This window comes from Microbacterium mcarthurae (assembly GCF_046064585.1).
Classification (GTDB): Bacteria; Actinomycetota; Actinomycetes; order Actinomycetales; family Microbacteriaceae; genus Microbacterium; species Microbacterium mcarthurae.
Genome location: NZ_JAROCE010000007.1, coordinates 24,098 through 42,881, shown reverse-complemented (window position 1 = coordinate 42,881; position 18,784 = coordinate 24,098). Strand labels below are relative to the sequence as shown.

Annotated in this window: 25 protein-coding genes; 1 reads left to right on the top strand and 24 read right to left on the bottom strand. The window is 64.4% G+C overall.

The annotated features are described in order from the left end of the window. Positions 1 to 918: 918 nt before the first annotated feature. The 13 genes from lnt to P5G46_RS15140 form a co-directional block, all read right to left on the bottom strand. Complete coding sequence (lnt, locus tag P5G46_RS15200) at positions 919 to 2,484, bottom strand: apolipoprotein N-acyltransferase (RefSeq protein ID WP_239278247.1); 1,566 nt, start codon at positions 2,482 to 2,484, stop codon at positions 919 to 921. Beyond that, entirely contained in the window at positions 2,481 to 3,407 is a 927-nt protein-coding gene (locus P5G46_RS15195) for a cytochrome c oxidase assembly protein (protein ID WP_076677849.1), read from the bottom strand. The genes lnt and P5G46_RS15195 overlap by 4 nt, the downstream gene beginning before the upstream one ends. Positions 3,408 to 3,417: 10 nt before the next feature. Then, positions 3,418 to 4,953 carry a cytochrome c biogenesis protein ResB gene (gene resB, locus P5G46_RS15190; protein WP_278100885.1) on the bottom strand — a complete coding sequence of 512 codons (1,536 nt, stop codon included), beginning with the start codon at positions 4,951 to 4,953 and terminating at the stop codon, positions 3,418 to 3,420. 133 nt (positions 4,954 to 5,086) lie between these two features. Beyond that, on the bottom strand, positions 5,087 to 5,854 hold the full coding sequence (locus P5G46_RS15185; protein ID WP_076677854.1) for a cytochrome c biogenesis CcdA family protein: 768 nt from the start codon (positions 5,852 to 5,854) through the stop codon (positions 5,087 to 5,089). Continuing rightward, complete coding sequence (locus P5G46_RS15180; protein WP_076677856.1) at positions 5,851 to 6,438, bottom strand: TlpA family protein disulfide reductase; 588 nt, start codon at positions 6,436 to 6,438, stop codon at positions 5,851 to 5,853. The genes P5G46_RS15185 and P5G46_RS15180 overlap by 4 nt, the downstream gene beginning before the upstream one ends. Next, positions 6,435 to 6,767 carry a DUF6804 family protein gene (locus P5G46_RS15175; protein WP_076677858.1) on the bottom strand — a complete coding sequence of 111 codons (333 nt, stop codon included), beginning with the start codon at positions 6,765 to 6,767 and terminating at the stop codon, positions 6,435 to 6,437. Before P5G46_RS15175 ends, P5G46_RS15180 begins: the two co-directional genes overlap by 4 nt. Beyond that, positions 6,764 to 7,306 carry a signal peptidase II gene (locus P5G46_RS15170; RefSeq protein WP_083709109.1) on the bottom strand — a complete coding sequence of 181 codons (543 nt, stop codon included), beginning with the start codon at positions 7,304 to 7,306 and terminating at the stop codon, positions 6,764 to 6,766. Before P5G46_RS15170 ends, P5G46_RS15175 begins: the two co-directional genes overlap by 4 nt. Before the next feature lie 423 nt (positions 7,307 to 7,729). Continuing rightward, on the bottom strand, positions 7,730 to 8,698 hold the full coding sequence (locus tag P5G46_RS15165) for an NAD(P)-binding domain-containing protein (RefSeq protein ID WP_239278268.1): 969 nt from the start codon (positions 8,696 to 8,698) through the stop codon (positions 7,730 to 7,732). A 32-nt stretch (positions 8,699 to 8,730) separates the two neighbouring features. After that, positions 8,731 to 9,399: a DsbA family protein gene (locus P5G46_RS15160; protein ID WP_076677862.1), complete on the bottom strand. Its 669-nt coding sequence runs from the start codon at positions 9,397 to 9,399 to the stop codon at positions 8,731 to 8,733. A gap of 79 nt (positions 9,400 to 9,478) precedes the next feature. Beyond that, on the bottom strand, positions 9,479 to 9,913 hold the full coding sequence (locus P5G46_RS15155) for a hypothetical protein (protein WP_076677865.1): 435 nt from the start codon (positions 9,911 to 9,913) through the stop codon (positions 9,479 to 9,481). 111 nt (positions 9,914 to 10,024) lie between these two features. Continuing rightward, complete coding sequence (locus P5G46_RS15150) at positions 10,025 to 10,966, bottom strand: cation diffusion facilitator family transporter (protein WP_076677867.1); 942 nt, start codon at positions 10,964 to 10,966, stop codon at positions 10,025 to 10,027. Continuing rightward, complete coding sequence (locus P5G46_RS15145; RefSeq protein ID WP_083709113.1) at positions 10,966 to 11,346, bottom strand: ArsR/SmtB family transcription factor; 381 nt, start codon at positions 11,344 to 11,346, stop codon at positions 10,966 to 10,968. The genes P5G46_RS15150 and P5G46_RS15145 overlap by 1 nt, the downstream gene beginning before the upstream one ends. Positions 11,347 to 11,609: 263 nt before the next feature. Then, positions 11,610 to 11,852 carry a DUF305 domain-containing protein gene (locus P5G46_RS15140; protein ID WP_083709110.1) on the bottom strand — a complete coding sequence of 81 codons (243 nt, stop codon included), beginning with the start codon at positions 11,850 to 11,852 and terminating at the stop codon, positions 11,610 to 11,612. A gap of 77 nt (positions 11,853 to 11,929) precedes the next feature. Between P5G46_RS15140 and P5G46_RS15135 the strand changes: the two genes are divergently transcribed. After that, positions 11,930 to 12,178 (top strand): hypothetical protein, encoded by a 249-nt coding sequence (locus P5G46_RS15135; protein ID WP_076677871.1) that lies wholly within the window; start codon positions 11,930 to 11,932, stop codon positions 12,176 to 12,178. A gap of 516 nt (positions 12,179 to 12,694) precedes the next feature. On the opposite strand, the gene P5G46_RS15130 is transcribed toward P5G46_RS15135, so the two are convergent. The 11 genes from P5G46_RS15130 to P5G46_RS15080 all read right to left on the bottom strand — a co-directional run bounded on the left by P5G46_RS15130 (position 12,695) and on the right by P5G46_RS15080 (position 18,737). Next, positions 12,695 to 12,853 carry a hypothetical protein gene (locus P5G46_RS15130; protein WP_164878236.1) on the bottom strand — a complete coding sequence of 53 codons (159 nt, stop codon included), beginning with the start codon at positions 12,851 to 12,853 and terminating at the stop codon, positions 12,695 to 12,697. Continuing rightward, the gene (locus P5G46_RS15125) at positions 12,850 to 13,203 is read right to left on the bottom strand and encodes a hypothetical protein (RefSeq protein ID WP_091366575.1); all 354 of its coding nucleotides are present in this window, start codon (positions 13,201 to 13,203) and stop codon (positions 12,850 to 12,852) included. Before P5G46_RS15125 ends, P5G46_RS15130 begins: the two co-directional genes overlap by 4 nt. 163 nt (positions 13,204 to 13,366) lie before the next feature. Continuing rightward, entirely contained in the window at positions 13,367 to 13,744 is a 378-nt protein-coding gene (locus P5G46_RS15120; protein WP_076677875.1) for a ParB family protein, read from the bottom strand. 10 nt (positions 13,745 to 13,754) lie between these two features. Continuing rightward, complete coding sequence (locus P5G46_RS15115; protein WP_076677877.1) at positions 13,755 to 14,411, bottom strand: ParA family protein; 657 nt, start codon at positions 14,409 to 14,411, stop codon at positions 13,755 to 13,757. A gap of 125 nt (positions 14,412 to 14,536) precedes the next feature. Next, positions 14,537 to 14,773, bottom strand: a complete 237-nt coding sequence (locus P5G46_RS15110; protein ID WP_076677879.1) for a hypothetical protein — start codon at positions 14,771 to 14,773, stop codon at positions 14,537 to 14,539. Positions 14,774 to 14,875: 102 nt separating this feature from the next. Next, positions 14,876 to 15,124: a glutaredoxin family protein gene (locus tag P5G46_RS15105; protein WP_076677881.1), complete on the bottom strand. Its 249-nt coding sequence runs from the start codon at positions 15,122 to 15,124 to the stop codon at positions 14,876 to 14,878. 332 nt (positions 15,125 to 15,456) lie between these two features. After that, entirely contained in the window at positions 15,457 to 15,762 is a 306-nt protein-coding gene (locus P5G46_RS15100) for a hypothetical protein (protein ID WP_076677883.1), read from the bottom strand. Positions 15,763 to 15,792: 30 nt separating this feature from the next. Next, positions 15,793 to 16,440: a DUF6349 family protein gene (locus tag P5G46_RS15095; protein WP_076677885.1), complete on the bottom strand. Its 648-nt coding sequence runs from the start codon at positions 16,438 to 16,440 to the stop codon at positions 15,793 to 15,795. A 285-nt stretch (positions 16,441 to 16,725) separates the two neighbouring features. Then, complete coding sequence (locus P5G46_RS15090; RefSeq protein WP_146185214.1) at positions 16,726 to 17,739, bottom strand: hypothetical protein; 1,014 nt, start codon at positions 17,737 to 17,739, stop codon at positions 16,726 to 16,728. Between the two features lie 352 nt (positions 17,740 to 18,091). Beyond that, positions 18,092 to 18,331, bottom strand: a complete 240-nt coding sequence (locus tag P5G46_RS15085) for a hypothetical protein (RefSeq protein WP_076677889.1) — start codon at positions 18,329 to 18,331, stop codon at positions 18,092 to 18,094. A 106-nt stretch (positions 18,332 to 18,437) separates the two neighbouring features. Beyond that, a complete protein-coding gene (locus P5G46_RS15080) occupies positions 18,438 to 18,737 on the bottom strand; it encodes a hypothetical protein (RefSeq protein WP_076677891.1) in 300 nt (99 codons plus the stop codon). Positions 18,738 to 18,784: the final 47 nt, after the last annotated feature.

Below are 18,784 nucleotides of genomic sequence, written 5' to 3'. Positions count from 1 at the left end.
CGGGCGTCGCTGAGACGACTGAGTCCGCTGCTGGGGAGGACTGGACCAAAGCGTCGTGAGCACGAGCCGGCGGCGAACCGGGTAGAACGAACATCAGGGATAGTGCCGTCACGGCAATGCCGGCGGCTGCGAACCAGCGAGGCGAACGGGGGGCGAAAAGTGTGTGCATGGCGTCTTTCAGTGGGACTGCGGCGCCCGGGGATTGGGCGCCCACGGCAGTCGTCGAGCGTCGGATCAGAAACGCTCCGAGTGCACCTGTACGGCCGCGCCCGAAGGGGTGGGAAGTTGCGTTCGACTACAACTTCGTTGGCGTCAGATCAGCCGAGAAGGTGTGATTTTCGGAGCCCCGGTACGGGTCAGGTCCGTGAGAGAGACAGTTCGGTCAAGCTCAGCGTCGTGGTGTGTGAGCGGACGGTACGTAAAACGTGAGGCTGATCGCGTCGAGGTGAGCGGATGACATTGAGATTCGACCGCATGAGACGGAAGCGATGCTCCAGCAGCATTCCCGCCACACACACGCCTACCAGGCATAGCGCTACGGCCGCTGCTGGGAGAGCCTGCGTCAGGCTGTTGACAACGTCACCGGCGGGCTCATCGAGGACTGTTCGACTACCTTGATCGCTCTCCCACGTGTGGGTCGCGGACGCCGCATCGGAGGTCGTGGAAGCATCAGAGTGGCTGCTTGACCATACAGCGAGCAGACACATCAAGATTAGGACGAGGCTGGCGATGATCCTCATTCTCACGACGGAGGCGGTACTGGCCCCAAGTGGGGCGCGTCCCGTGCTTACCGGCATCGCAGCGATGGTACCAATCCGAACTGGCCGTCACAGCCAAGCCGGGGCAGCCTGGCATCGGAGGCCAAGCGTGCGCTGCTCGCGCGGGGTGCGCGATGCGGTCTGCCGTTTGTCCAGCTCATCACCGTTTCCGCGCACGAACGTGGATGCGCAGACGAACGCACAACAGCACACCGGCCGATGCAACGACCATTGCAATTTCGATGGTGGGGCTGAGCCAGCTCGCCGGCGTGATCCCCGCCCGTAGCGGCACCTCGCTCACTCGGCCAGCGGCCGTGTCCACCCCGATGGTCTCTTCGGTCGACCCATCGGGGTTGATCACTTGGCTTGTTCCCACGGTGGAGACGTTGACCACTGCGCGCCCGGTTTCGATGGCTCGCATTCGCGCGATGGCGAGCTGCTGCACGTTCTCGTCTGTTCCGCGGAAGTCGGCGTTGTTTGTCTGGAAGATGTAGACCTGCGCGCCTTGCCGTGCTGCATCGAAGATCACGTCGTCGTAGATGACGTCGAAACAGATCGCCAGCCCGACGCGGGTGCCTCCTATATCCATCACTGGCGCCGATCTGCCTGGGGTGTACTCCCTCTGGATCAGACTGACAAGGTCAGGTGCGAGACGTTCAAACAGCCACCGGTCGGGCACGTATTCGCCGAACGGGACGGGGTTGAGTTTGTCGTAGCTCTGCTCGCTACCGTCCGTCGTCCACAGCATGGTTGAGTTGAACGTTTGCTCGCCTCTCGTGGTTGCGGCGTTCATTAGGAGCGGGGCACCGTACGCGGCGGAGATTTCACTCAGCACTCGACGTGTGGGTTCTGAAGACGCCGGGTCGATGTCCACGGAGCCCTCTGGCCAGGCGAGCACGTCCATCTGCTGGCCCCGAATCGTTTTCGATGTTGATGCTTGGGCTCGGAGCATGTCGCCTTCATTGCGGTCGTCGAAATAGCCTGCCGGCCCGTTGCCTTGGACCCACCCGACGGTGAACGTTCCGATACTCCGGGTGGCGTACTGGGGTGTGACCGCCATGAGCAGGACTCCCACGAGCGCCGGCACGCCGGCACGCAGAGTGCGACGCCCCGGTCTGAGGGCCTGCACGAGGGCGGCGCACACGCCCACGACGAGGAAGGTCACACCCGTCGTTCCCACCCAGGACGCCACTTCAGGAAATGGTCCCGACACTTGCGTCATTCCTACCCGTGCCCAGGGGAAGCCCGAGTACGGCCACATTCCGACAAGTACTTCCCGCGCGGCCCACAGGGCTGCTACCAGCGCGGGGATACCCAGCAGGTCTAAGGCCCCGCCGAGCCTACGTACCTTCACCCAACGGTAGGTGAGGGTGATGGTTATGCTGCTGACACCGATCAGGACTGTCTGCAGGGCGCTGAGGGCCAACCAGGGCACTGGTCCGAGGAATTGCGCCACCCATACGAGGTGGGCAAGGTTGAACACGGCCCCGAAGACGCAACCCACGACGAAGGAAGCGAGCGTGCCTCTTCCGAGGAGAGCCGCGAGCAGGATCGTCACGCTCACGAAAGCAAGCGGCCACCATCCGAGGTCCGGTGTGGCCGCATCCATCAGCAACCCCGCCGCTGCCGCCAAGGGCAACGCCGCCGTCACGGGCAAGGAATCCGTGCCGCTGGTCCACATAGAGGGCATGCGCAGCGCGCCGGTTGCCCCTCGAAGTGCTGTCATGCGGACCCGCCTTTCTCTAGACGGCGCAGGTACTCGTTGTACTCGTCGAGCTCTGGATCCCCGTGCGCGTCCGCCCATCTGCTTGCGGCGGCGTCACGAACGGAGTCGTGCCGGAACCACCGGTGCATCACGATCAGGATCATGATGAGTGTGGGCGCCTCGCCATAGGACCATGCAAGACCGCCGGCTACGCGTTGGTCCTCGATGGGGTCGATCCCTAGGGCAATGGTCGATTCAGCGAATGTTCCTACTACCAGACTGGTCGCCATCATGAGGAACACCCCGAAGAAGGCGTGCAACGCTGCCTCAGCGAAAAGGTCGAGTGCCCGTCCTCCGTGGCTCATGCGGACCGGTAGTGGATCTGTGGAGAGCACCGGGATGGTGAACAGGATCCCGCTGATCAGGAACGCCGATTCTAAGGCGGTGTGACCGCCGGGGAGGGCTAGGACGGGATCGAGCAGATCTGCGATGTACAGGCCGTAGAAGGCCGCGAGGTAGGCGGGTAATGCGACCCAGGGGCTTAGGGCCCATCTTGACCCTCGCCACCGCAACGCGCCGTGCGCCACTTTGAGGACACTTTTTCCGACGCCGCGGTGCGGGGTGGCACGCAGCAGAAGGGTTCCCGGGGAACCGAGCACGAGCAGCGGTGGGATGGCCATCATCAATGTCAGCTGCTGAAACATGAACACCGAAAGCAGGGCTTTGCCGTAGTCCTCTACAGCGAGGCCGGTGACGGCGGCGAGGGCTGCGCAGCCGGAGACGAAGCTCACCGTGCGCAACACCGACCACCGTCGATGCTGCCGCCACAGACGCAGCGCCCCGAGGAGGTAGATGGTGGCCATCACCGTTGCGGCGCCCGGCAAAAGGGTAAAGGGGTGCGCTGCGGGCAGCAGGTAGTCGCCAAGGTCGAGGGGGGCGTTCATAGCTGTGGACCTATCGTGGCTGCGCGGCCGTATTCGCCCGCTCACACACTTCTGTGTGAGCCTCCGCTAGGTGCTGGACCGCGCGGGCAAGCCCCGGGTCGTCTCCTCGGGCGAGGGCGGCGTACTCCACGTGGATCGTCGAGTCGGTTGTGGTCGCCGAGTGGTGGACTTTCACCCAGATTCGGCGGCGAGGTATGAGAAGTCCGGTGAACAGCCCGACGCAGGCCAGCACAGAGAACGCGAGGACCCAGCCGCTGCTGGGGTCGCGTTGGATCTGCAGGGACGCGAACCGTTTCACCGGAGCACCGTCGGCTTCCTCCCAGGTGATGGTGCCCCACCCGTTGGGCAGCGCACCGGTGGTACCGGGCCTGAGTTCAATGGATTCCTGTCCGGTGTTGCCGCCGGTGAGCTGGGTGAGTTGGTCAACTTCCAGGGCGTAGACGGAACGGGGGGTTCCATCGTCGATGCCCAGGTCGCCTGCGAATGCGTTGAGGGTGATGACGGGGTTGATTACGTCGGGGTAGATCGAGGTGGCGGCACCTGAGGGCAAGGTGTCCTGTGTGGGGTAGAAAAAGCCGATCAGCCCGAGCTGCTGCGGCAAGCCATCCGGAACTTTCACGACGCCTAGTGAGGTCATGTTGGAGTCTTGCGGGAGGAAGGGTAGTGAGTCGCTATAAACGATCTGACCTTCCGCGTCACGGATGGTGAGGGTAGGCGCGTAACCGTTTCCGAGGAGATGGATGCGGTCGGTCCCTACAGTGATGGGGTAGTTGACGACCACCCGCTCGGTTCGGTCGTCTGCTCCGGGGGATCTGATCGTGACGTTGGCGGCGAAGTCGCCCGCTTGCCCACCGCCAGGGGAGCCTGCTGGCTGGTAGGTGACGTCGAAACGGTCCAGCGTGAGGGAGTACGGCGTCAGGTTGGATCCGTCCGCGAAACGGCCGGGGTCGAAGGAGGAGAAGTCGCTGAGGGTGTTGACGAAGGTTGTCCCCTCCACCACGACGCGCTGGCCGGTGTAGGCGAACGCCTTGCCGACGACGACGGAGACGAGCACGCCGACCAGGGCGATGTGAAAGAGCAGGTTGCCGGTCTCGCGGAGGTACCCGCGTTCGGCCGAAACGGAGGTCCACCCCTTCCCGTCGTAGCGGCGGACGCGATAGCGACGCCGGGCGAGTTCTGTTTCGGCAAGATCCAAAGCTGCCGCGGGGGTGAGATGCTCGCCGGGGATGGCTCGCTCGAGGTGTTCGGGGAGTCGAGCGAACCGGATGGGTGTGCGCGGCGGTTGTCCTTTGAGAGCGCGGTAGTGGTGTTTCGCCCGCGGGATGACGCACCCGATGAGGGATACGAACAGCAGCAGATAAATGGACGAGAACCAGGGCGAGTAGTAAACGTCGAACAATCCGACGGCGTCGAGGAACGGGAACCACTCGGGGTTGTTGCGCTCCCATTGGATGACGCCGTTGGGGTCGGCGCCTCGTTGAGGAAACAGTGAGCCGGGTACTGCGGCCAGGGCGAGGGAGAGCAGGAGGATGAGCGCGGTGCGCATGCTGGTGAGCTGGCGCCATGTCCAGCGGAGCCACCCTTTGCCATCCAGCTTTACCTGTGGGCCGTCTTGATCGTTCGGGGCCCCGTCAGGATGGTCCGCCGGCCGCCGCGGGTCTGAATCGACGTGGCGGGTATCAGAGCGGGAGGGGGACATTGATTACCACCTGTTGCAGAAGTGACATGAGCGAGGTCCACACGCCCGTCACCATGAGCAGCCCGAGCAGGATGAGCACGGCGCCTCCGATGAGGTTGAGTGTGCGGATGTGAGTGCGGAGGACTGTGACGGACCGCGCAGCCCACCCCCATCCGAGCGCCAGTACGAGGAAGGGCACTCCGAGGCCGAGTGAGTAAGACAGACCGAGGAGCCCGGCTCGGGCGGGGTCACCAAGGTTCCACGACACGGACAGGATTGCTGCGAGTGTGGGGCCAATGCACGGTGTCCAGCCGACACCAAGTGAGAACCCGAGAAGCGGAGCGCCGACGAGCCCGGCTCGACGACGGAGGGTCGGACGCATGCCACGCTGTCCAAGCCGGATTGCGCCTGTGAAGACCAGCCCCAGGACGATGTTCACAATGCCGAAGACGCGGGTAAGGAGATCGGCGTAGCGCGAGAGCGCCACCCCGAAGAATCCCCCCAAGACGGTCACGGCGACGAAGACCACAGTAAATCCGGCGATGAAGAGCAGGACGCCTGCTACGAGCCGCGGGCGTGTGGTGACCGTCGTCGCTCCGTCTCCTCCGGTTGTGGAGGTGGGAGGGGCGGCCACACCGCCGAGGTACCCGAGGTAGCCGGGCACCAGCGGTAGGACACAGGGCGATAGGAAGGAGATGAGACCGGCGACCAGGGCGAGGGGGATGGCAAGCCAGAGTGCGCCGTCGACGACGAGCGCCCCGGCGCTCATGGTCTCTCCGCCAGCGTGTCCGCGACGATGGTGGACAGGATGGACGCGCTGGGAAGTTGGCCGATGATGCGGGCGGCGAGGCGACCCTGGCGGTCCATTACGAGCGTTGTGGGTGTGGCCTGGATCGGGGTGAGTTGCGCGAAGGCGAGTTTCACCTGACCGTCATTGACGTCGATGACGCTGGGATAGGTGACGTTGTTCTCGCGCGCGAAAGAGAGTGCTGTCTCAGCTTGGTCGTAGGTGTTCACTCCGAGGAAGTCGACTTCCTCGTTCTGGAAGCGCAGAAAGACCTCCTCGAGCATGGGAGCCTCGACGATGCACGGTCCGCAGGCGGCGTACCAGAAGTTCACCACGAGCACCTCACCTCGGTAGTCGTCGCTGGTGACGGTTTCACCGGTTTCGATGACGCCTTCGAACTGAACGGGTTCGCCTCTGTCCGACGGGGCAATCTCGGCCACTTGGAAATTCCCATCGGAGAACGATGCGCCCGCGCCGGCGTCCGTTGTTTGGGTCGTGGCGGTGCAACCGCTCATCACGCCGACGATGATGAGCGCCGTGCCGAGGGCGAGGAGTTTGCGATTCATGCCCGCTCCCTCTTGATGATGGCTCCCGCGACAAGGAAGACGACTGCGGCTGCGGGTTGCGCCGCGGTCCAGACAACACCTTCAGCGGGGATGGGGAGCACCGGGTTCCATGCCACCGCGATCACAGCAAACACCGGCACCCACCACAGCTGCCGCTCCTGGTAGGCGAACGAGGCGACGATGAGCGCCAAGATTGCCACGATGAAGCGCACAAGCGTGAACCAGCCGCTGTCCAGCAGCGCTGGCGCCACGAACAGGGCGGCTGCGGCGATCAGACCGGGGGCGAGGGCGTTTCGTTGATACCGAGATGGCGTCTTGGTCTTTTTCATTGCTTGTCCTCCGGGGGAACCCCGAACGTGGGTGGTGTGGCAGGCGCGACCTTGGTGCCACTGTGGGCGCGTTGGCGGAGCATCAGCATCACTGCAACCGCTATCGCTCCAGCGGCGAGGAAGACGTCTGCCAAGTTGCCGATGAACAGACGCCCGTATGCAAGGAAGTCGGTGACGTGGCCGATTGCGAATCCTGGCGGCGACATGAAACGGTCGATGAGGTTGCCGACAGCTCCACCGAGGAATAGCCCCACACCACCCGCCCATCCCACCGTTCGCGCGCGGGCCGCCAGGACGAAAAGCCCGGCAACGGCTGCCACGCCTATCAAGGTGAGAACCCAGGTCATGCCCGAGCCCGTTCCCAGCACCGCGCCGGGGTTGAAGGCGAGTTGCAGACCGAATGCGTCCCCAATAATGGGCACCCGTCTCCCGTCGGCAAGCGCAGTCAGGGCGATGGCTTTACTGAACTGGTCTATCAACACCGCGGCCGCTGCCACCATGCAGGCGACGGCGAACGGCCGCGTCTTCTCAGCGGTCACCTTCTTGGCCCTTCCGGAGGTGGCGGGTTCGCCGCGCTGTGACCAGAAGCGTGACCAGCGCTCCGCCGAGAATCATCGCCACCGCGGAGACTCCCAGCACGGGAGCGACCTCGCCACCGCCGGTGGGCACTCCTCGACCGTCCGCGCGTGGGGTGGCCGTGGAATGAGGATGGGTCTGGTGCCCAGGTGATGGAGTCTCGGAGCTCGTTACGGTGGTTCCTGAACGTTCGACGCTCAGAGGCGCAGTGGTGAAGCTGACATCCATGGCCGAGCTCAGCGCCGGGGCCACGACAGCAAAGGTCGGCGCGGCGGGTCCTGCAACGATGAGGGCGGCGCTAAGAGCGACAGTGGCGCACAGCGTCACCGTGACCTGCGTTGCGCGATGGCGAGGTCTGGATACGAGGAAGAATCTCATTGGTCTTTTCAAGGTCGGGCGTAGATGAATCGGGCAATACGAGCCGCGTCCGTCCATACCCCGGGAAGGGTGTTAGCTCTGGCCTGGCTGTGCACGGGGATTCCGGCAACGAACAGACCGGGTAGCGTCGTCGCGGTGGGGATGCGTCGCTGAAGCTGCGGCTGCGTGGGCAACCACTCGTCGCCCGCTTCGTACCCGGTGGCGAACACGACTGACTGGTAGGCCTGCCGGTAGCCATCCGCGAAGGCGAACTTGGCCCCGTCCACCCCAATCGTCTCGGCTCGAATGGAGACGCCTTTATCTCGGAGGGCGTCGTAGAGGGGTTCTGGGGCGATCTTCACGCGCCGCCACGGTGAGACGCGCGGCTGGGTGGGGAATTGCCGCGGATGCGCTTCAGCCCGTCGGGTGCGGACCGCCAGAGTGACGTCGTGCGACTTCGCGAGGTCGGAAGCAACTTCCGTCCCGGCGATACCACCGCCGACAATAAGTACCCGGCCTCGCGGAATCTGCTCGGGTGTTCTGTAGGCGTTGGTGTGCATCTGTACTCCTTCGACTTCGGCGTCCGCGGCCCATTTCGGAAATCGGGGACGTGCTGCGGCGCCGGTAGCGCACACGACGTTGCGGGTCTGCACTTCGCCAACCGTGGTGCTCAAGAGCAGGGTTGGGCCGTTGCCGTGGCGAGTCACGGCGAGGGCCTGGACACCCCAGACGGGGTTTACCCCGAGCTCCGCTTCGAATCTGTGTAGATAGCCTTCGATGTCTCCCGGGGTGGGGTACCGATACGGGTCACCCTCCAGTGGTCTGCGGGGGAAGCTGGAGTGCTCAGCATTGCTGAGCAACCGCATAGAAGGCCAGCGCGCACTCCACGTGCGTTGTCCCCGCGCGGAACTGTCGATGACCACGAAGTCACGCTGCGGTTCCATGCCGCGAGCGATCAGTGCCGCTGCAGTTGCCAATCCAGCCTGCCCTGCGCCCACGATGATGACTCGTCGGTGTGACAGGCCCGCCACTAGGGGGTGCCGTCCAAGCGGGTGGTGATGGCACTTTCAAGGTCGTTCCATCGTTCAATGACAAGAGGTTCGCCGTCGACGAAGAACGTAGGGGTTCGGTCCACGCCGAGGGCGCGTCCGTCGTCGAGGTCGGATCGAACGCGCTCGAGAGTGGCAGGGTCGGCGACAGCTTCGTCGTAGGCCGTCATATCCAAGCCCAACTCGGTCGCGTACGAGCGGAACAGCTCCGCTTGGCTTTGCTGAGACTCCCCCCACTGTGCTTGCGTCTCAAAGAGACGGTTGTACATGTCTTCGAAGCGTCCCTGGGCTGCCGCGGCCTCCGCAGCGACCGCTGAGTTTTCGGAGTTGATGTGGCCGGGAAGGGGGAAGTAGCGAACGACGTAGTTGATCTGTCCCTCATACTTCACACGAAGCTCTTCGACGACGGGGTAGTAGGCGCCGCAGGCTTCGCACTCGAAGTCCAAGAACTCCACGATGGTGATGGCGCCGTCGCCGGCGTCGTCGAGGACGTGGGAGTCGTCTCTAACAACCGCTATCGACCCTCCTCCCCGTTCCTCGGCGGCAACGCGGGTGTTGTTCTGATCGACTAGGACATAGATGACAGCCCCCGCGACGACCGCGACGGCGACGGCGGCGGTAATGACCGTCGCCTTCCAGTTGATTTTCATGGGTACTCCAACACTTGACGGCACAAGAAAAGCCCGGGTTGCCCGGGATGAGTGTCGCCGCGGGGGCGACGTGCCGATGTCAGGTTCTAGAGATACCCAGTTGCGCGATTGTGAGGGCGTGGCCCTCAGGCCTGCCGGACACCGGGTGGATCAAAGACGGCGGGAGGGCGCGCCAGACGAGTGTGATCCCAGCCGGTCCGCGGCGCACCAGGAGATGAACAACGAGGTACAGCACGAATCCGCAGACGACGCCGAGAACGCACAGCGCCATTCCGGGCGATACGTCGTACACGCTCGCCTCGACGATAGAGGTAGCGACGGGTGCGGCCGGGTCGTGCGGCGCAGTGTCAGATGCCGTCGCGACCACACCGCTTACCGGGGCGTTGTCGCCATGGTTGAGGGCCACGACTCCGAGCAGCAGGAGGGCCCCGAGGGCGATGATGGTAATGAGTCGCGTTATCGCTCCGTGCTCTTTCGCCAGCGCTGAGCGCCGGGCGTGAGCGTCGGTATACATCAGCAGCCAGTGTACGGAGAGGTTCTGGGCGAATGGCTGGGAACGGCCGACGGTGTGCCGATATGCGATCGGGCTGCGAACACGCCCGTTCGAGCGGTTCGGCGCCCGCGATTAAGCGTGACGGACATCCCCGGGTTCCGAATCTTGCAGGTCGGCTGTCTCAATCTGGAAGGTGGAGTGCAGCACGGACACCTCGAAGTGTTGAGCCACACATGCTCTGACGTCCTTGAGGACAGCGGCTGCGTGTCCGTCCGTGAAGCATTCGTCTTCAACCACGACATGCGCGCTGATTGTCGGCAGGCCGGTGGCGACTGTCGAGGCGTGTAGGTCATGGACGTCTATGACGTGGTCGAGTTGGAGAATGTGAGATCTCACATCGTCCAAGTCCAAACCGTCGGGGGTGAACTCCATCAACACCGACGACGTCTCGCGTAGCAACTTGAACGCACGCGGCACGATGAGAGCGGCGATGAAAAGACCGGCGATGGCGTCCGCTTGAAAGAAACCCGTCGTCCAGATGACGACAGCCGCGACGATAACCCCCAGTGATCCCAGCGCGTCATTCAGCACTTCCAGATACGCTGCCCGCATGTTGAAGTTAGCTCCGCGACTGGAAGACAGCACGAAGATGGCGATGACGTTCGCGACTAACCCAACGACTCCAAAACCCAGCAGTTCCGCAGCTGGCACCTCCGGGGGCTCGAAGAGCCGGCGTACCCCCTCGATGGCTGTGTAACCCCCTACCGCCATCAACAGAGCCGCTTGCCCGAAGGCAGCGATAACTTCGATGCGACGGAACCCCCACGTGCGTCGCGCACTAGCCGGCCGCAGCACCAGCGTCGCGGCGATGAGTGCAACGAGAAGTCCGGATGCGTCAGTGAGTGCGTGGGCCGTGTCCGTGAGGAGGGCAAGACTGCCGGTAAAGAAGGATCCAACCGCTTGAGTCACGGCGATTGCCGCGGTGATTGCAAACGCAATCCAGAGACGCGCCCGATGGTCGGTCGGATGCCCGGCCGCGCCGGTAGACGGTGCGTGCGTGTGACCGGCGCCCATCAGGCCGCGTCCGTTCCAAGGGCGAAGTCTTCACCAGGCTGATGAAGGTGAGCGCATAGCGTGACACGCGTGCCGGTGTCTCTCAGCAGGAGTTCGGCGGCGTTAATGAGAGCCGCAGTCGCCACAGGTTGCGCAAGATCGAACCAGGAAGCCCGACCCTCCGAGCGAACAGTGACTAGTCGGCAGTCCCGCAGGAAGCTGAGGTGCTTACTTACGGTTGATTGCGCCAATCCGAGGTGCTGGACGAGATCCCGGACGCGATGCTCGCCGGACGCCAGATGCTGGAGAACCGCCAATCGCGTGGGGTCCCCAAGCGCGTCGAATAGGTGCGCGTACACAGCGGTCGCGTCAGGATCGAGTAGACCACCCTCTTTATTCATCGCCACATAGCGATGATATCGTCAAATGCCGTGTCCGTCACGTCTGCATCCAACTGGGAACCATGCTCATTCTCGCCGGATCAGTGGGCCACCCGAATGCTCGCCCACAGAGCAAGCGCGACGATTGCGGTGAGGGTGGTGAAGGACAAGGCGCGGGGCCGGAGACCGGCGCGCGGTGGTAGTTGTAGTCGCGCCACAGGGTGCGTTTCGTCTGATCAGGTGGTGGGGCGCGGTGGGCTTTCCGCGCCCCACCCCGGGCGGGATCAGAGAGTGGCGAGAAGCTCCTCCATCGTGGCGATCTCGGAGGTCTGCGCCTCGATGATGGTGTTGGCGAGTGCGACGGCGTCGCTGTTCTGGCCGTTGGTCGCTTCTTCCAGGGCCATGTCGATGGCACCGCGGTGGTGCTCGATCATCTGCTGGAGGAACAGCCGGGCGGCGTCGGTTCCGGTGGCCTGCTTGAGCGATTGCATGTCGTCTTCGCTCATCATGCCGCCGCCGTGGTCCATGCTGCCGGTGGCGGGATCAACGGCTCATGACCGTCAACGGGGCGTGAGGGCCGCGCGTGGTACAGGTTTGGTCTCCGATGTCTCAGCTGCAGCGCTCCCCCGAGCCGGGGGTGTGGCTCGTCTTCGACCGCAGCAGACGAATCGCGATTGTGCGCGTGGTCGAGGTGCAGGGGCGGAAGCTGCTGCGCTCGGTGACGTTTCACGACGATCCGGCTCAGCGGCAACTAATCGGCTATTTTCCCGAGGACGGGATGAAGCTCGCAGTGGAATGCACCTGGGCGGAGTACGTCAAGCACACCGGTCCCTCGACGAGCAACCGGAAGTGAGGACTATCGCGCTCGGCCCTCATCACCTTCGGCCACAGGAATGTCCCCGTGTGCCGTTGGCATAAACGGGGGATCGAAAATGCTCCCACCAGCCAGCGTTGACCGGCGACGGGGCGAGCTCCCCGCGTGAGGGGCGTTGTCGGAACTGGCGGGACGCTCACTTATCAGGGAAGGCCGCGGTTGCGGACGCTGTCGGGGCATGACGTTTCTCCTTTGAGAACGAAGACGGACTCCATGAGACAAATGTCTAGATGGACCGTAAGTCATCTTCGGGCGCGCCCCCGGGAGCGAGTCCGGAAAGTGATTCACCCCTCCCCCGGATGCTGGGATCGTGGCACGCGGTCGATCACCGTCAAGGGCGCTGCGCGTCGCGATGCGATGCGGCGTTGCCGCACCCTGGACCGTGCTCTCCCTTGCGCAAGATCGGCATGTATCCGGTGCGAGCGGCTGATGTGGTGATGCTCGAGAACGAAGGAAGGGACCGGCCCCGTGGGCACGGTCCCTTCTCAGCGCGTGTCAGGCGGTCTTGGAGACCGTCTGGGCCTCGGGGTCGACGCCGAATCTGCGGATGTAGGTCTGGCGGATCTCTTGAAGCTGTGCGCGCTCGCGATCGCTGATCGGGTCGGCCTCGCCTGCCGCGATGCGGCGCTGGAGGCTGCCCTTGTGCGATGTCACGAAGCGTCCGGTGAAGGACGAGCGGGAATGCCGAGCCATCTGATCACCTTCCTTCTCGGTCTATTTTCCGTCGCGATTGCGGGCGTGTCTACGGCGGCTGGGCGTTGAAGGTTCTTGATCGTGCGGTAGATCATCTTGCCTTCGGTGGGGGTCGCGTCCTCGAGCAGGGCCTGGAGGGCGTCGTTTGCGACCTCGCGGTCTTCCTGGTCATCGGATGCGGCCAGCCCTAGGGCCCATTGCGCGCGGTTCCACCACTGTTCGCGCGCGGCGTTCTCGCGGGCGATTTTGGTTGAGCGGATGGCGGGAGTGAAGGCGATGACGGCGGCGATGACAGCGAAGACGCCGGCCATCGGGGGCCCGCTCAGAATCGCGCGCCAGAGAGCTTCGTCGATGACAACGGGTGTGGTCAGCGCTGGGTAGGGCGGGAAGGCGCTGCGAAGGCCGTATCCGACACCCCCGCTTGCGAGGATGATCCCGGCCCGCGCCCAGCCGCGCCGCGCTCGAGCGCTCACGTCATACCCCCATTGGGCGCCCCTGGGGCAGTTCGCGGGCCTTGACGGGCGGGAACGGCTTGCCGTCGTTGTACTTGGCCTCGAGGCGCTCGACCTCTTTCATCGCGGCAGCGTTGAGGAATTGCGAGAGGTTGCGGAACCCTTCTTGTGCGAACGTGTGCAGGATTGCACCGCGGATGCGGTCGGTGTCTTCAAGCTCCTGGTAGAACGACACCTTCGGCGGGTACTTGGTGCGCTTCTTCGGCGCGGGTGCCTCGGCCGCGGGGGCCGCCTCGGCGGTCTTCTCCACGGGGGCGGCGGCGGGCGCCGGCTGTGGGGTCTCAGCGGGCTGATCGTCCTCGAGGCGCCCGACGAGGGAGGAGAGGGTTTTGCGTGCCATGGGAGATCCCCTATCTCTTTCCGTTGGCCCAGAGGCTCGTGAGCTCCAGGGCGAGGTCTTTGTAGTCGTCGATGGCGTTGGCGGTGGCTCGGCTGCGGGGGTAGGTGGTGACCACTTCCCCGGTCAGCGGTGCGTCCGTGTGCATGACGTATTCGCGGATGACGCTGCGGAAGCGTGGGAGGTGCATCTCGTCGAGGAGTTCGAGCGCGTCGTCTTTGCGGCGCACCGCGGAGGGATCGCGCTTCACACGGCTCACCAGGACTCGGTAGGGCAGGTTCCGCGGCTCGATCAGCTGGCGAATGACGCGAACTGCGGGCTTCACGCTCATGGTCGCGGGTTCCATGGGCAGGATGACGAAATCGCTGTTGTCGAGGACCGCGCCGAGAACGTCGGTGTCCCGCAAGCTTCCCGGGGTGTCGACGACGATCACGTCGTACTCGTTGGTGCGCCGTAGACCGGCGAGGACTTGGGGGTCTGACTCGGTAGCGAAGTCGAAGGGCACATTGTCCCCTCCCGCCTCCGCCCAGTCGGTTGCGCTGCGCTGCGGGTCGACGTCGACGACGAGTACGCGGGCATGATCTGACAGCACTGCGGCGAGGTTCATGACGGTCGTCGTCTTACCGACGCCGCCCTTCTGCCCGACGACGGCGAGGATGCGAAGAGTCATGTGAGGCACCTTCCTTGTAACGGTAATAGTACTCTTAGGGGTGCGCTTTGCCGTGGCGGCGCACCCCTGCGAGTCTCGGATCTCACTCCATAGTAACGGGATTAGTACTGTTAGGGGTATTAGGGTTAGTTGCTGCGCTCAACCTCGATGCGGTGCCCGTCCATCTGCGACGGGTAGAACACGTGCTCGACGTCGCTACTTGGGAACGGGTTCACCAGGCGCACACCTTGAACGGTTCCTGCGCCGATGCACCCGAGCCCCTGCGCAACGATCCGCACCGGAATATATGCGCGGCCGTCCAGGCTTACGAGGCGGTCCCCTGCGCGAAGGTCTGCGAGGCGGGTAACGGCGATCTTCTCCATGGTGTCTCCTTCGGTCGTGCGCTTTGCGCCTGTACCCCTATTAGTACTATTAGGGGTGTTTTCGGTTAGTGGTAACGGGATTAGTACTGTTTTGGCTGGGGGTCACGCGGCGAACTTCGCGGCGATCCGGTCGATCTGGTCGGGGCGCATGTCGCACCAGTGATCGTCGTCGTCCACGACGACAACCGGGGCCATGCTGTAGCCGAGCTCTTCCGTCACGTACTCGTGTGCGGCCGGGTTCTGAGTGATGTCGACCTCGACGAATGGGATGCCTTTGCCTTTCAGCATCATCTTGGTCATCGAGCACTTTCCGCAGCTGGGGCCCGTCGTGTAGACCGTGAGCTTGTCCATTTCGTGATCCTCCCATCCCAATCGTTTTCTTGCCGTGAAGGCGATTTATCGCCGCTAGGAAGAGCGGCCGTAGTGCCAGTGACCGTGGAATACCGGAGGGAGCGAAGCGAGCGAGGATATGCCGCGAAAGCTCTGGCGCGCAGGGTGGTCGACCGTATGCTGCCGAAGGCTTCACGGCAAAAGAACGGGCCGACAGGCCTTGACTGCCGATCGGCTCCGTCCGATCGTCCGATGCCGGCGGCTGCTCCGTCTGCCGCTGGGTCCCATGATGCTCTTCTGCCGGGATTAGTACTGTTCCCGCCAGTCGTGTAACGGAAACAGTACTAATGGGGTTAGTCATGTTGTTGTGTCTCAGCGACGCGCGCGGCGACCGCGCATACGTCGTCGGGGGTGACTTCCTCGAGCAGGATGGTGCGGCTTCCTTCGTCCAGGTCGATCCACCAGACGGGGCGAACGGTGTGGGCGTCGATGCCGACGCGGTGGATGGGCAGTTCGCTGTCGGGGTCGACGGGGCCGTAGTAGAGCTGGGCGGTCCACTCTTCGGCGCCCATGTCCACGTAGAGGGTCGTCGGGAACGGGAGCAGCTGGGCGAGATCGTCGAGCAGGGTTTCGACGTCGCGGGGGGTGAGGTTCGTCATGGTCGATCCAATCTGTAACGGGATTAGTACTTAGGGCTTGTTGGGGGCGGAGAGGTCGAATCCGCCGAAGGGGCTGTAGTTGGGTATGTGGCGGCTGCCGTAGCTGGGGCGTTCGGTGAGGATGGGGGCGCCCGGAACGCGGAACGCGGGCGTGTAGTTGTCCTCGAGCCAGGCCTCGAGCTTCGGCGTCATGCTGGTGGGGCCCATTCCGCCGCGGAGCTTGCCGGGAAGGGTGGGAAGGTCGCGCCAGCCGGGGAATGCGTGGTCGTGCCAGGCCTCGACGCATTCGGCTTCGGTGCCGATGTGGTGCCAGGAGCAGCGGGAGCAGATGGCCTGGGCGGTGATGCTGCCGACGCACTGGCAGAGCGGGCCGAGAGGGTCGCCAATCTTCCGCGAGTCGTGGGCTCCTGCAGCGCACCGGAGGTCGACGTCGTACAGGTCGAACGTGTGCTCGCCGATATCCATGTGACGGACGGTGTAGCTGCGGTGCCACATCTTGGACAGGAAGACGCTGTTGAAGTGGCCGTTGATTTCGACCCAGCGGCGCCAGGCCGCGTCGAGCTCGTCGGGGTGGTGGTAATCGGTGACCAGCTGTCCCAGCGGCATCCCCGTCCATTGCGGCAGACCCGCAACGTGGTCTTCGTGCATCAGGTCGTTGATCATGTCCATCAGCGTCATGGTCTCTTTCCTTTCTCCTCCACGTTTTTTTGCCGTGAAGGCGGTTTTCCGCCTTAGCAACCGAAGGGTGCAGTGCAACCCGAAGGGCGGGGGAGGAGAGAGTTTCGGCGCGAAATAAGGGAGCGTAGCGACCGCGTGCCGAAAGTCTCGGGGGAGCCGGTGGCGTAGCCACTTGAACGGAGCCCGGAGGTAGCTACGACCGCAGCGAAGCGGAGGGAGCCGCCGAAGGCTTCACGGCAAACAAACGGGCCGTCAGGCCCCAGCTGGTCGGCGTAGCCGGCTCGATCACCTCGCGGAGTGAGGCGGGGTGAAGTGCCTACGGCTTGGGCGCGGGCGGGAGGGGAAGTGCTCGCGCATGCGCGCGATCACCGCGGCGATCTCGTCCGCGTTGGCGCGGATCTCGGCTCGGCGTGCGGCCTCGTGTGCAGCTTCGAGCGCCTGACGCTCGGCACGCCGCCGACTCTCAACCTGCAGCTGCAGGAACGGAGCGGGAGAGCCGGCGTCGACGGTGGCGCGAAGCAGCCATACGAAGTACCCGAACGGATCACGCTGGGATGCGACGTCGACGAGAGGGATACGCCGCTCAAGGCGGCCGCGCTGGATTGCGTCGAGTAACGATTCAGCAGTCCATCCGCGCCCTGTGAGGCCGTGGGCGATCAGCACGTCGCAGAGCTTGCCGAGGTGCGAGGTCGCACGGTCCAGCCACGACATCCGCGCACACAGGCCCGCGGCAAGACGTTGAACGTCGATCGGGCGAGGTTGCTGCGAAGCCGGTTTTTGCCGGGTTTTTGTCGAAGCTGGGCGCCGCGTAGCGGCGTCTTCTCGCGTGCGCGGATGCGCGCGCCTTGGTGATTTTTTACCAACGGGAGAGAAGTTCTTAACCCCCCTACGGGTGGGTAGCTGGACATTTTCCACAGCAGTGGAATCGATGCCGGCGACGGCGTTGCCGGTGGGGGGCGTGTAGCCGCGGGGGAGTGTCAGGGCACGAGTGGACGCTGCCCGGAGCTGTTGGCCACCGTGCTTAGCGTGGGCTTGCGCGCGCTCGGTTGTGGTCAGGTAGCGGCCCTCAGCGACGGTCACCGCCAGGCCGAGCACCTCGAGCAGCTGCCGGGCTCGCTGGACGGTCTTTCCGCTCATGCCGAGCACGCCCGCCACGGTGTCGTGTGCGGTGGTGACGCCGCGGCCCGTGGATTGGTCTGCGGCCGTGCGGTCGGCGTGTGCGACGCGCAGGAGCGTGTCGGGGGCGACTTTCGCGCGTCGACGGGCTTCTTCACCCTCCGGGGTGCGGAGGATGTCCATCACTGCGTCGAACCAGACGGATGCACTGGGCCAGGCCCTCAGAGGGCCATAGACGCCCTCGGGCGCGGGGAGTGCCCAGCTGCCGCCTCTGGGTGACCTGCTGCGCTGTGCGGCGTCCTGGGGGCGCGCAGGGGGAGATTCCCGCGACACGCGGGACGAATTTGCGTTTAGAGAATGCGTATGGGCGCGCGGGCGCGCTAAAGTGTGCATTGTTCTCCTGGTCAGCGTCAGGGAACGACGAAGGCCCGGTTCCACCGGTACTTCTTGAAAACCGCTTCATCTGGGACCCGCCGCCAAGCAAGTCAGATGAGGCACATGAGCTTTGAGGCCCGCTTCGGCGGGCCTCTTCTCTTTAGGGCGAGTCGATAGGCAACTCCCCGTCCGTGAGTTCTTGTGCGGGCCACCATTCGGGCAGACCGCGAGAGGTCAGTTCGGTGTTGAGATGGTCCACGACCGCTTCGAAGAACACGGCGGAGGAAACGCCGGCGTGCGCGGCAAGGCGCTCGAAGCGTTCCTTCTGAGCCTTCTCAACCTTCCAACCGAGCGCGACGGTATCCACGCGCGTGCCTCGGGGGAGTCGACGAACTGCCATAGGGCGAACGTATTGGGTAGCGCCACCGTTAACACGCTGACACGCCGGTAGTAGCGCCATCATTAGCTGGCCGGTCGGACGTTGGTGGCCCCTCGGGGGAGGGTGCTTAGCCGAGCAGCTGCGCGCGGAGCTCGCCGATGAGCGCGTCGATGCGGTCGACGTCGACCGTGTAACGGGGAGCGCGGCCGCGGCGGGCTCCGATTGGCTGTTCTACGTCGGTGCGAATGACTCCGATGGATTCGAGCAGACGCAGGTCGCGGGTGAGTGAACTCACCGCTGTGACGGTCGCTTCACGGATCTCGCCGTAGTAGCTGCCGGGGTGCTTCACCAGGTAGTTGATGATGTTGCGGGGGCCGGTGCGGGCCAGCAGTGCGATCGCGTCAGCTGGAACTGTCGGTGCTGGCACTTCGGGGCTCCTGGATTCTGGGTATGGCAAAGCGAGGGAGCTTGCCG